Origin of the sequence: Klebsiella sp. Q11, assembly GCF_964241505.1 — a bacterium.
Lineage (GTDB): Bacteria > Pseudomonadota > Gammaproteobacteria > Enterobacterales > Enterobacteriaceae > Klebsiella > Klebsiella michiganensis.
Window position 1 is genome coordinate 47,793 of sequence record NZ_CAXSXW010000017.1, and the last position, 12,554, is coordinate 60,346.

13 protein-coding genes are annotated in these 12,554 nt (G+C 54.5%); 7 read left to right on the forward strand and 6 right to left on the reverse strand.

Annotated features, from left to right (window positions below; all coding sequences use genetic code 11):
* Window positions 1-13: 13 nt before the first annotated feature.
* From ACESQ2_RS23435 to mntR, 5 genes are all read right to left on the reverse strand, one after another.
* On the reverse strand, window positions 14-730 hold the full coding sequence (locus tag ACESQ2_RS23435) for a GntR family transcriptional regulator (RefSeq protein WP_014228521.1): 717 nt from the start codon (window positions 728-730) through the stop codon (window positions 14-16).
* A gap of 70 nt (window positions 731-800) precedes the next feature.
* On the reverse strand, window positions 801-2,177 hold the full coding sequence (locus tag ACESQ2_RS23440) for a glycoside hydrolase family 1 protein (RefSeq protein ID WP_286114410.1): 1,377 nt from the start codon (window positions 2,175-2,177) through the stop codon (window positions 801-803).
* A gap of 150 nt (window positions 2,178-2,327) precedes the next feature.
* A complete protein-coding gene (locus tag ACESQ2_RS23445; RefSeq protein ID WP_025108092.1) occupies window positions 2,328-3,368 on the reverse strand; it encodes an aldo/keto reductase in 1,041 nt (346 codons plus the stop codon).
* Between the two features lie 110 nt (window positions 3,369-3,478).
* Window positions 3,479-4,585 (reverse strand): anion transporter, encoded by a 1,107-nt coding sequence (locus ACESQ2_RS23450; protein ID WP_014837877.1) that lies wholly within the window; start codon window positions 4,583-4,585, stop codon window positions 3,479-3,481.
* Window positions 4,582-5,055, reverse strand: a complete 474-nt coding sequence (gene mntR / locus ACESQ2_RS23455; RefSeq protein ID WP_014228517.1) for a manganese-binding transcriptional regulator MntR — start codon at window positions 5,053-5,055, stop codon at window positions 4,582-4,584. The genes ACESQ2_RS23450 and mntR overlap by 4 nt, the downstream gene beginning before the upstream one ends.
* Before the next feature lie 182 nt (window positions 5,056-5,237).
* Between mntR and mntS the strand changes: the two genes are divergently transcribed.
* Complete coding sequence (gene mntS, locus ACESQ2_RS23460; protein WP_004100500.1) at window positions 5,238-5,363, forward strand: manganase accumulation protein MntS; 126 nt, start codon at window positions 5,238-5,240, stop codon at window positions 5,361-5,363.
* A 268-nt stretch (window positions 5,364-5,631) separates the two neighbouring features.
* A complete protein-coding gene (locus tag ACESQ2_RS23465; protein ID WP_014837876.1) occupies window positions 5,632-7,209 on the forward strand; it encodes a phosphoethanolamine transferase in 1,578 nt (525 codons plus the stop codon).
* A 69-nt stretch (window positions 7,210-7,278) separates the two neighbouring features.
* Here ACESQ2_RS23465 and ompX read toward each other — a convergent pair whose 3' ends face one another.
* Window positions 7,279-7,791: an outer membrane protein OmpX gene (gene ompX, locus ACESQ2_RS23470; RefSeq protein ID WP_004130755.1), complete on the reverse strand. Its 513-nt coding sequence runs from the start codon at window positions 7,789-7,791 to the stop codon at window positions 7,279-7,281.
* A gap of 351 nt (window positions 7,792-8,142) precedes the next feature.
* Between ompX and rhtA the strand changes: the two genes are divergently transcribed.
* The 5 genes from rhtA to glnQ all read left to right on the forward strand — a co-directional run bounded on the left by rhtA (window position 8,143) and on the right by glnQ (window position 12,381).
* A complete protein-coding gene (gene rhtA / locus ACESQ2_RS23475; RefSeq protein ID WP_004100495.1) occupies window positions 8,143-9,030 on the forward strand; it encodes a threonine/homoserine exporter RhtA in 888 nt (295 codons plus the stop codon).
* A 218-nt stretch (window positions 9,031-9,248) separates the two neighbouring features.
* Window positions 9,249-9,752, forward strand: coding sequence for a DNA starvation/stationary phase protection protein Dps (gene dps / locus ACESQ2_RS23480; protein ID WP_004130751.1), 504 nt, complete (start codon window positions 9,249-9,251; stop codon window positions 9,750-9,752).
* Window positions 9,753-10,122: 370 nt separating this feature from the next.
* Window positions 10,123-10,869 carry a glutamine ABC transporter substrate-binding protein GlnH gene (glnH, locus tag ACESQ2_RS23485; protein ID WP_004849110.1) on the forward strand — a complete coding sequence of 249 codons (747 nt, stop codon included), beginning with the start codon at window positions 10,123-10,125 and terminating at the stop codon, window positions 10,867-10,869.
* Window positions 10,870-11,002: 133 nt separating this feature from the next.
* Window positions 11,003-11,662, forward strand: coding sequence for a glutamine ABC transporter permease GlnP (gene glnP / locus ACESQ2_RS23490; RefSeq protein WP_004100490.1), 660 nt, complete (start codon window positions 11,003-11,005; stop codon window positions 11,660-11,662).
* Entirely contained in the window at window positions 11,659-12,381 is a 723-nt protein-coding gene (glnQ, locus tag ACESQ2_RS23495; protein ID WP_122117512.1) for a glutamine ABC transporter ATP-binding protein GlnQ, read from the forward strand. The genes glnP and glnQ overlap by 4 nt, the downstream gene beginning before the upstream one ends.
* The last annotated feature ends 173 nt before the right edge of the window (window positions 12,382-12,554 follow it).

Genomic DNA, 12,554 nt, shown 5'->3' on the forward strand with positions numbered 1-12,554 from the left:
GCCCGCCATTTTTTTATCCGTTATTGACCAGAATAATTCCGCCGTGGTCGTAGCGATAGTGGCAATGGGCATACTCCAGCGGCGTACCGTCCTCCAGATAGATCACCTGCTCCACCTCCAGCACCGGGTCGCTCGCTTCGCAGTTGAGATGCTCCCTGTCCAGCGCCTGCGGTTTCATCGCCCGCACCACCCGATACGATCCCATCATCTTCAGCCCCAGCGTCTCCTGCACGTAGCGAAATACCGAGCTTTCGAGATGCGTTTTATTCAGTCCGGGCACCAGCGCAACGGGCATCACGGTGAGGTCCAGCGACACGGGTTCCTCGTTGAGCAGCCGCAGGCGGACAAAATCATAGACCGGGGCATCGGCGTCAATCAGCAACGAGCTTTGCTCTTTTTCCGACGGAAAACGCAGCTCGAAGCGAATCACCCGGCTGGTCACTTCCCCTACATGCTCCCAGGTTTTGGTGGCGCCAAAATAGTCGCTGCCGGGCAGCTCCCACTGCGAAAGCTGGAGGAAGTTTTTGCGCACGAAGGTTCCCTGCCCCTTACGGGTGTAGATAAGGCCTTCGACAATCAGCTGGCGCATCGCCTGCTGGATGGTCATCCTGCTGGTGCTGAACTCCGCCGCTAAGGCGAACTGGTCGGGTAACGGCGCGCTGGCGGGATACTGCCGGCTGATAATACGTTTTTTGATTTCCCGCGCGATACTCAGATATTTGGCCGTCATTCCCGGATCCTTTTACGTGTCTGATAGTGGCTGGCGGGCAGAATATACCATCTGCCCGCGCGAGGCGCCGCTACATCTCTTCGCCGTGACTGCGGATGGCCCGCTTCAGCCAGGCATAGCTTTTCTTCGGGACGCGCTTAAGGTCCTTAAGGTCGTGGTTTTCACGGTTCACGTAGACAACCCCGTAGCGCTTGCGCATATCGCCCTGCGAACTGAGAATGTCGATTAACCCCCAGCCCAGATAGCCAATCACCCGCGCGCCGTCCTCAAACATCGCCTCTTTCATGGCGTTGATATGGTCGCGATGATAGGCGATGCGGTAATCGTCAGCGACCGGATTTTCGCCGTCCCAGGACTCAATCACCCCGATGCCGTTTTCAATCGGGAATACCGGCAGACGCCAGTCGTTGTAGTAGCGGGTAATGATGGTGCGAAAGCCCAGCGGGTCAATCTGCCAGCCCCACTCGGTGGCCTGTAGAAAGTCATTCTTTTTATCGCCAAACTGCATGTAGTGGTTCACCGGCGTGCCCGGCGGGATCGGGTCGCTATCCAGCGCCTTGCTGGCGTAGTAGCTAAAGGCCAGATAGTCGATTTTAACCTGCGCCATCAGCGCCAGATCCTCTGCGCGGTAGATATCCGCAAAGCCTTCACGGGCGACAACGTGCATGACCTCCGGGCTGTAGCCCTCTCCGGCGAAGGCGCGCAGCAGGTTCTGGTTTAAAAACTCATCGAGCTGCTGGGCGCAAAGGATATCGCGCGGTTTGCAGGTCGCCGGATAGACCAGCGCGTGGGCCAGCATGCCGCCCATCAGGCACTGCGGCTTCGCCTGGTGCAGATACTGCGTCAGGTGCACGTGGGCCATCATCACGTGGTGCTGGATCTGATACAGCTCGCGCAGGGTCTTCTCGCCGCGCATATAGCCTGAAATCAGAAACGCGTCCGGCATGTGGTAGAGATTCTGTTCATTAAAGGTCAGCCACCACTTCACCTTGTCGCCAAAGCAGTCGATCATCTTCTGCCCGTAACGAATAAAGGCTTCCATCACCCGACGGTCGGTAAAACCGTTGTAGCGTTCAGCCAGCGACAGCGGCATATCGAAGTGATAGAGGCAGATCATCGGCTCAATGCCGCGGGCAAGCAGTTCATCGATAAACTGGTTATAAAAGGCGATACCTTCTTCATTGAACTCACCGTCGCCTTCCGGGCAAACGCGGCTCCAGGCAATCTGGAAGCGGTAGCAGTTCATGCCCAAATCCTGCATCAGGTCGAAGTCTTCCCGGTAGCGGTGGTACGAGTCGGTTGCCACCTTCCAGTCGGACGCAAATTCCGCCGGCTGGCGGATATCGTAAACCGACATCCCTTTCCCGCCCTCATTCCACGCCCCTTCGGTTTGCATACTGGAAACCGAGTTACCCCATAAAAAATCTGCCGGTAGTGTTCTGTTCATCGCTCGCACCTATGACTAGTCATATTAATTTTATGACTAGTCATATAAACGAAATTCTCCCGTCAGGCAAAGTCCAGGATCGCGTTTTGTGAGCGCAACGGATAAAAAAACCGGATCGCGAAACAGACGATCCGGCTGCAAGAGAGGAAGTTACTGCTGGGCGAGCTGGTCGCGGCGGTATTCGCCCTGGCGCTCGAGCATCCAGCCCGGATACTCTCGCGGCAGCGCGCTGACCGCGTCAAGCCGCGCCAGTTCATCATCATTCAGGGCAATGCTGGTCGCCGCAAGGTTATCGGCGAGCTGCTCAGCGCGCTTTGCGCCAATAATCACGCTGCTTACCGCCGGCTGATGCAGCAGCCAGGCCAGCGCGATTTGCGCCACCGAAACGCCCTTCGCATCGGCAATCTCGCGCATCACATCAATGCAGTCAAAAGCCCGCGCTTTGTTCACCGGCGGGAAATCAAACTCCTGACGGCGGCCGCCGCTCGCCGAGTGCCCATCGCGATCGTACTTACCGCTGAGCAGCCCTCCCGCCAGCGGGCTCCAGACCATCAGGCCCAGGCCTTCGCTCTGCATCATCGGCACCAGCTCGCGCTCCAGATCCCGTCCGGCAAGGGTGTAGTAAGCCTGCAACGAGGCAAAACGCGCCAGCCCCAGACGTTCGGAAATGCCCAGCGCTTTGACTATCTGCCATGCCGCCCAGTTCGACACGCCGATATAGCGGACGTGCCCGTGCTGCACCAGGTTATCCAGCGCATACAGCGTCTCTTCGATCGGGGTCGCCGGATCGAAGCCATGGAGTTGATAGAGATCGATATGATCGAGCTGCAGGCGACGCAGGCTCTCCTTCACGCTGCCGATGATGTGATAGCGCGAACTGCCGCGCGAGTTCACGCCTGCGGTGCCGGTTTCGCCAAACACTTTGGTCGCCACGACGACGTTTTCACGCGGCACTTTCAGATTCTTCAGCGCCTGGCCGGTAATCTCTTCCGAGCGCCCTTCTGAATAGACGTCAGCGGTGTCGATGAAGTTGATGCCCGCATCCAGCGCGCTGCCCACCAGCTGCTCTGCCTCCGCCTGGCGCAGCTGCCCCACTTTCCCCCACAGGCCGCCTTCGCCGCCGAAGGTCATGGTGCCGAGGCACAGCTCAGAGACAAAAAGGCCGGTATGGCCCAGTTTTTGATAACGCATAGGACTCTCCTTCAATCAGGGTGATTCACCATCGTGAATAAAGTTATACCCCGGAAAAGGAGAGCGCGAATGTGGCGTTTCTGTCCGTTTCTTGCCCAATTCTCTGAAAATCAGAGCTGCAGCAATCCGTACCCCACCAGCGCGGCCCACAGCAGCATGGGCAGAGAGTAGATATGGAAACGCCACCAGATACGGCGATCGCCAGCCATGCGCAGCGCAATCAGGTTTGCCAGAGAGCCCGGCAGCAGGCCGAACCCGCCGACGTTTACCGCCCAGGCCAGCAGCACCGATGGTGGAACGTAATTGAGCAGCAAAATGGTCGCCGGGACGTTGCTGATAAACTGCGACAGGCCAATCGACGTCAGCCACAATCCGCCTGCCGAGAGCTGGCCGACGCCGTTAAGCGCATGCTGGAGAGCCGGTAGCTGGGTCAACAGGTGAACGTCAATAAACATCGCCATGAAGACCAGCAGCAGCGTCCAGTCGACGTGGATAATGACCGCCCGCGCCAGCAGCAAAAAACCCAGCGCGATCAGCGCCAGTCCCCACAGCTCCTGCTTCAGCTCTAAGGCGGTCAAAAAGACCCCATAGAACGCCAGGCAGCTCCAGACCAGCTTTGGCCGCCAGGAGGGCGCCCTGTCGCTACTCTGATAGTCGAGACGCTTCGCGGGGAAACAGAACCAGCACAGCGCCAGCAGGGTGAGCATCATCGCTGCCGCCAGCGGCAGCATCTGGCCGATAAAGGCCGGAAAGGAGAGGCCCGAGCGCCCCCAGAGAAGAATGTTTTGCGGGTTACCGATGGGCGTTAACAACGACCCGGCGTTCACCGCCAGCGCTTCAAAAATGATGAGACGGCTTGTCGGGATGGCGCACCATTTTTTCAGAGTCAGCGTGAGCGGCACGACGATGAACAGCGCCACGTCGTTGGTTAAGAAGGTGGATAGCAGCGCGGCCGCCAGCACCATAAAGATGGCCAGCTGGCGCTCGGTCACAAAGCGGCGCGCCATTTTGCGACCTATTACGTCAAAATAGCCGCTCAGTTCAATACCTTTGGTCAGTAGCATCAGCCCGCTAAGGGTGATAATCGTATGCCAGTCAATGGCGTGTAGCCAGCCTGCAGGGGCAAACGGAACAAAAAAGCTTAAAACAACGCCGACGATCAGCAGCAGATGCAAAAAACGGTCGCGGATTAGCGACTGAACAAAGACGAGGTTCATTCTCCCGGTGACCCCTGCTTGAGGGTAAACTGTTTAAACATCGCCAGCGTCTCTTCGCTGACGTGGTGCTCCATGCCTTCGGCGTCGCGACGCGCAATTTCCGGGCTAACGCCGATCACCAGTAAAAAGTTTTCGACGATCTGGTGGCGTTCGCGGCTTTCATGCGCCAGCTTCTCACCTTCCGGGGTTAAAAAGATCCCCCGCCATGGGATCTGTTCGATCAGCCCGACGCTGGCCAGTCGTTTTAACATTTTCGCAACCGTTGGCTGCGACACCCCAAGACGCGCGGCCATGTCCACCTGACGGGCTTCCCCCACTTCCATAATCAGATCGGAGATCAGCTCCACGTAGTCATCAATCAGCTCCCGACGATGCGCCTCGCGCACCTGACGAAACCCCTCAACGTGTTCTTCGACATTCACTAGCTGCGTCACTTTTTTTGTTATTGGCTTACCTGCGCGACGGTTCATTGTGCTTCCTCATTCCTGTGACGCATCAAGCATCATATAAAAGGATCCCTATTGTAATGGATCGCGCACAGAGAACAAAAAATTAACGTTTTAGCCATAGCTATAAAATATAGCCTGTGCTATATCTGTATGTAATACACACATCCTTCAAGGAGTGAAGGACGAAGTTACAGGAGGTCGAGATGAATGAATTCAAGAGGTGTTTAAACGTGTTTACCCATTCTCCTTTTAAAGTACGGTTAATGCTTGTCGGTATGCTGTGCGATCTGATCAACGGCAAGCCCCAGCAGGATAAACCCAACAACTAATGCGGCGTCGCGGTACGCCGCTTCATTTTTTTGTCATATTTCCCTGCCACACTGGCTGATTACTCAGCGCTTCAGCAACTTTTTTCAAGTTTTGTAAGCTTTCTCCCAAAACAATCCGTTATGGATAGTTGACCTTAACATTTGCAAGCCCTATCTTTTGTCAGCCCTGCCACTACTGCGGCTCGCAGAGACCCTCTTCACGCACTGTCCAGCAGGTTTTACCCCTTGATGCCAGGGGACGCACATGGCTCTTTTTTGATTGTTTACTATGAATGTCACGCTGAAAGAAACGCTGGTCGCCCGCGGACTGGTACTGAACCCATGGACAGGATTCTACTTTTTACAATCGCTGTTTATTAACCTGGCGCTGGGCTACGACTTTAGCCTGCTCTATACCGTTGCTTTTACCTGCGTGCTGCATCTGCTGTGGCGCAGCTTTCCGCGCGCGCAAAAAGTGGCGATCGGCGCCTATTCGCTGCTGGCGGCCATGTACTATCCTTTCGGCCAGGCCTACGGCGCGCCCAATTTCAACACGCTGCTGGCGCTGCATGCCACAAACATCGAAGAGTCCACCGAGATCCTGACCATTTTCCCGTGGTACAACTATCTGCTGGCCGTGTTTATCTTTGCGCTCGGCGTGATTGCCGTACGGCGCAAGCCGGACGCGTCGGCGCGATGGGGGAAAATGGAGACGCTGGGGCTGCTGTTCTGCACCGCTATTTTCTTTCTCCAGCCGGTGCAAAACCTCGCCTGGGGCGGCGTCTTTAAGGTTATCGACACCGGCTACCCCGCCGTACGCTTCGTTAAAGACGTGGTGGTGAATAATAATGAAGTGCTGGATGAGCAGGCGCGAATGGCGCAGCTGGCGAATATGAAAGACAGCTGGCACGTGCTGGCGGTAAAGCCCAAATATCATCTGTATGTGGTGGTGATCGGCGAGAGCGCGCGTCGCGATGCGCTCGGCGCCTTTGGCGGCCACTGGGACAACACCCCGTTCGCCAGCTCGGTAAAAGGCTATCTGTTCAATGACTACGTTGCCGCCAGCGGTTCAACGCAGAAATCGCTCGGTTTAACCCTCAACCGGGTGGTCGATGATAAACCGCAGTTTCAGGATAACTTTGTCACCCTCGCCAACCGCGCCGGTTTTCAGACCTGGTGGTTCTCGAATCAGGGGCAAATTGGCGAATACGATACGGCAATTGCCAGCATCGCCAAACGCGCGGACGAAGTTCAGTTCCTCAAGAACGGCGATTTCGAGGCCAATAAAAACACTCAGGATGAGCAGCTATTAAAGTTGACCGCGCAGGTGCTTGCCACCCGTCGCACCCAGCCGCAGCTGATTGTCCTGCATTTGATGGGTTCGCATCCGCAGGCCTGCGACCGCACCAAAGGGAAATACGCGGTTTTTGTTCAGTCGAAAGAGACCTCCTGCTATCTCTACACCATGACGCAAACCGATACGCTGCTGAGCGATCTTTATACTCAGCTACAAAACTCGGGCGAAACCTTCTCGATGACCTATTTTTCCGATCACGGTCTGGCTTTTAAAGAGCGCGGGAAAGAGGTGCAGTATCTGGCGCACGACGATAAGTACCAGCAGAATTTCCAGGTCCCCTTTATGGTGATCTCCAGCGATGATAAAGCGCATAAGGTCATTAAAGCGCGGCGGTCCGCCAACGACTTCCTCAGCTTCTTTTCACAGTGGACCGGCATCAGCGCTCAGGAGATTGTCCCGCGCTATCGTTTTATCTCGGAACAGAAGGCCGGCCCCATCTACATCACTAACTTCCAGCTAAAGAAAGTGGACTATACCCATCTGGGTACCGACGCGTTTACCGTCAATTAACAGAGTCGCGTGAACCGCAGGCAAAAAAAATCCGCCCCTTGAGGCGGATTTTTTATATCACCGGAGTGATTAGAAGCGGTAACCTACGCCAGCAATCCAGGTGCCAACGTCAACGTTACGAATGCGAGACTGCTCGTAGGAGAAGTCCAGAGCAACGTTTTCGATCGGGTTGAACTGCAGACCAGCACCGTAAGAGAAACCGTAGTCGCTCATGTCAGATTTGTTCGGGTAGCTGTTGTCCTGGAATTTACCGTAACCAACACCCACTACGCCGTAGATGCTCGCCCAGTCATTCAGACGGTAAGCCGGACCTGCGGTGATGCCGTAGTACTGACCTTTTTTGTAAACGCCAGACTCAGAACGATCTTTTTCGGTGTAGGTGAAAGAACCGATAACACCCAGCGGGTTGTTGTCTTGCTCGTAGCGGTACTTCAGGTTGAAACCGCCTGCTTTGTTCGCTTCACCCTGCATGTCGCTCTGCGCGTAGCCACCGGTAACGGTAGAAGTCGCAGCGAAAGCAGTGGTACCTACGGATGCAGCCAGAACAACGGCCAGTGCTGAAAAACGTGCAATTTTATTCATAACCACCTCAAATGTGTTTCTAATAAGTCCTAAGCATTAAATATAACAAAAACTTTTGGGAAACTCTTTTCACTTTACATTGTCTAACGTACTTTTTCATGTAACTAAAGGTTTCTACGTTTCTATAACAAACTGGAAAACAAACCTTTTTTACAAATATACTCCTATTAAGGCTCATAAAGCGCCAGACGTGTATCCAGATTATTCCTAATCTTCTGGTGAAATTATCTTCAACCCAGCGCTATTGTACTGCTTTTACACCCCTTTTTTTCAACATTAGCTCAACCGGCGCGGGGTAATTCATTTACACTGGAACCTTTACCGCATTTGACAAAATTGACAGGAGAAAGGATGCCCGGCTCGTCCCGCAAAGTACCGGCATGGTTGCCGATACTGGTTATTTTAATTGCCATGATTTCGATCCAGAGTGGCGCCTCGCTGGCCAAGTCACTCTTCCCGCTGGTGGGTGCGCCAGGCGTTACCGCCCTGCGCCTCGCGCTCGGCACCTTCATCCTGGTGGTTATCTTCAAACCCTGGCGCCTGCGCTTTGCCCCGGAGCAGCGCCTGCCGCTGCTCTTCTACGGCCTGTCGCTCGGTGCGATGAACTACCTGTTCTATTTATCGATTCAACGCATTCCGCTAGGCGTCGCCGTCGCGCTGGAATTTACCGGCCCCCTGGCGGTGGCGCTCTTTGGCTCCCGTCGCCCTCTCGATTTCGTCTGGGTGGCGCTGGCGGTGCTCGGGCTCTGGTTTCTGCTGCCGCTGGGGCAAAGCGTGGCGCAGATCGATCCCATTGGCGCGCTGCTGGCCCTCGGCGCTGGCGCCTGCTGGGCGGTCTACATTCTGACCGGCCAGCGCGCCGGCGAAGAGCATGGCCCCGCAACGGTCGCTATGGGGTCGCTGATCGCTGCGGTGGTCTTCGTCCCGATGGGGATGATCCAGGCCAGCGATACGCTCTTTCAGTGGGGGCTGCTGCTGCCGGGACTGGGGATCGCCATTTTATCGACCGCGCTGCCCTACTCTCTGGAAATGGTTGCCTTGACCCGCATGCCCAGCAAGACCTTTGGCACCCTGATGAGCATGGAGCCGGCTCTCGCCGCGCTTTCCGGAATGGTGTTTCTTGGCGAAACGCTAACCGCGACCCAAACGCTGGCGCTGGGGGCGATTATTCTTGCCTCGATGGGATCCACGCTGACGATGCGTCGGGAAACGAAGATACAAAAGGTCGACATCAGCTAGCGAAAAGGAGCTGATTGACGAGAAAATCAATCATCTCCTTAATTTATAGACTATTTTTCCTGACTAACAGCCCTGCGCTATCAGACCGATAGAGACTACCGCCGCTGCAAAGCTCAAATCCGTTGCTATACTTAATTCCGCAAGTTATTGGGATGAGACGCTCCGAATAATTCGAATTTGAAGTATGACGAGTACAAATATCAAGAGGATATGACACTATGAGTACCGCAAAACTGGTTAAAACTAAAGCAACGAATCTGCTCTATACCCGTAACGACGTCGCTGATAGCGCGAAGAAAGCGACCGTTGAGCTGCTGAATCGCCAGGTGATCCAGTTCATTGACCTGTCTTTGATTACCAAACAGGCTCACTGGAATATGCGCGGTGCAAACTTTATTGCCGTTCATGAGATGCTGGACGGCTTCCGCACTGCGCTCGTCGACCACCTTGATACGATGGCAGAACGTGCCGTACAGCTTGGTGGCGTAGCGCTGGGTACGACTCAGGTCATCAACAGCAAAAGCCCGCTGAAAAGCTACCCGCTGGATATCCATAGCGTCCAGGACCATCTGAAAGAGCTGGCCGACCGCTATGCGATCGTCGCCAACGATGTGCGTAAAGCCATCGATGAAGCCAAAGATGAAGATACCGCTGATATCTTTACCGCCGCTTCCCGCGACCTGGATAAATTCCTGTGGTTCATCGAAGCCAATATCGAGTAAGGCCAACTGCCGTCAGCCACGCTGGCGGCTTTTTTCTTTCCACTTCCCCGCAGCGCACCACTACAGTGCATGAGAATGTACAAAATACGCGCAAAAGTAAATCAATTGTAATAATCACCTCACACAATCGTTACGCCGAGATTGTTTTAACATCAGGGTTTGCGTTAAAAATGCTCTTGTTATGCGATGCCTTTATGACGCACCAAAACGGCGCCCCATATCGGTGCATTTAACGTTATCCGTTATCAAAATTGTGCAACAGGCGCCTTCCTGCTTGTTATAAAACAACAGGTTGTAAAAGTGGCATGATTTTTTCATAAGGCAACTCGTTCTCGCAGGGGATCGTCCCGTGGATATAAAAGGAAATGCTATGAAGTCTGTATTTAAAGTTTCACTGGCTGCACTGACCCTGGCTTTTGCGGTTTCTTCTCACGCCGCTGATAAAACACTGGTTGTCGCGACCGACACGGCGTTTGTACCGTTCGAATTTAAACAGGGCGATAAGTATGTCGGTTTCGACGTTGACCTGTGGGCTGCCATTGCGAAAGAGCTGAAGCTTGACTACACCCTGAAGCCAATGGACTTCAGCGGTATCATTCCGGCGCTGCAGACCAAAAACATCGATCTCGCGCTGGCGGGGATCACCATCACCGACGAACGTAAAAAAGCGATCGACTTCTCTGACGGCTACTACAAAAGCGGCCTGCTGGTCATGGTTAACGCGAATAATAACGATATTAAAGATGTCAAAGATCTGAACGGTAAAGTGGTTGCCGTGAAGGGCGGCACCGGCTCCGTTGATTACGCGAAAGCCAATATCAAAACCAAAGATCTGCGCCAGTTCCCGAACATCGATAACGCCTATATGGAACTGGGTACCGGTCGCGCTGATGCGGTTCTGCACGATACGCCAAACATCCTTTACTTCATCAAAACTGCGGGTAACGGCAAGTTCAAAGCGGTAGGCGACTCGCTGGAAGCGCAAAACTACGGTATCGCCTTCCCGAAAGGCAGCGACGAGCTGCGTGAAAAAGTGAACGGCGCGCTGAAAACGCTGCGTGAGAACGGCACTTACAACGAAATTTATAAAAAATGGTTCGGTACTGAACCCAAATAATAATTAGCGATACTCTCTTCCAGGCCTGCTGTGGTCTGGTAGACCTGGAGCTCTCCGGGCTACCCGTCAGCAGGCCTGAATAGTTTTCTCAGGGGGTTTTCCTCTGTTTTCGACACGGTAACAGGAACACATTATGCAGTTTGACTGGAGTGCCATCTGGCCCGCCATCCCAATTTTACTGGAAGGCGCCAAAATGACGCTGTGGATTTCGGTCCTCGGCCTGGTCGGCGGTCTGATAATCGGTCTGGTGGCCGGTTTCGCCCGCTGTTTCGGCGGCTGGATTGCCAACCACATCGCGCTGGTCTTTATCGAAATCATCCGCGGCACCCCAATTGTGGTGCAGGTCATGTTCATCTACTTCGCCCTGCCGATGGCGTTTAGCGATTTACGCATCGACCCGTTCTCGGCGGCGGTGGTGACTATTATGATCAACTCCGGCGCCTATATTGCGGAAATCACCCGCGGCGCGGTGCTGTCGATCCATAAAGGCTTCCGGGAAGCCGGCCTCGCGCTGGGCCTTTCTCGTCGCGAAACTATCCGCTACGTGATCCTGCCGCTGGCGCTGCGCCGTATGCTGCCGCCGCTGGGCAACCAGTGGATTATCAGCATCAAAGATACCTCGCTGTTTATCGTCATCGGCGTGGCCGAACTGACCCGTCAGGGTCAGGAAATTATTGCCGGTAACTTCCGCGCGCTGGAGATCTGGAGCGCCGTTGCGGTTATCTACCTGATCATCACCCTGGTGCTGAGCTTTGTTCTGCGTCGTCTTGAAAGAAGGATGAAAATCCTGTGATTGAATTTAAAAACGTTTCCAAGCATTTTGGCCCAACCAAGGTGCTGCATGATATCGATCTGAAGATCAACCAGGGCGAAGTCGTGGTGATTATCGGGCCGTCCGGTTCCGGTAAATCGACCCTGCTGCGCTGTATTAACAAACTTGAAGAGATTACCAGCGGCGATCTGATCGTCGACGGTCTGAAGGTCAACGACCCGAAGGTTGACGAGCGGCTGATTCGTCAGGAAGCCGGGATGGTGTTCCAGCAGTTTTATCTGTTCCCGCACCTGACGGCCCTGGAAAACGTGATGTTCGGCCCGCTGCGCGTTCGCGGTACCAATAAAGCGGCGGCGGAAAAACTGGCGAAAGACCTGCTGGAGAAAGTGGGCCTCGCGGAACGTGCGCACCACTATCCTTCTGAGCTTTCAGGCGGACAGCAGCAGCGCGTGGCCATTGCCCGGGCGCTGGCGGTTAAACCCAAAATGATGCTGTTTGATGAGCCGACTTCCGCGCTTGACCCTGAACTGCGTCATGAAGTACTGAAAGTTATGCAGGATCTGGCCGAAGAAGGCATGACCATGGTTATCGTTACCCACGAAATCGGCTTCGCCGAAAAAGTGGCGTCGCGCCTGATCTTTATCGATAAAGGGCGCATTGCGGAAGATGGCGATCCGCAGATGCTGGTGAATAACCCGCCCAGCCCGCGCCTGCGCGAGTTTTTGCAGCACGTAGCCTGATGCCCCCCGGCTCTCCCTTCGCGGGAGAGCCGCTTTCCAGAATCACTGCGTTGAGAAAGTCTCCTCTCCTGTTAAGAAAGATAAACGTGCAAGGGATCAATTGATATTATTCTTATTAAACATAATAACCCGGAGTTATTAAACTCATCCACATCAAGAGTCATTGAATAGCT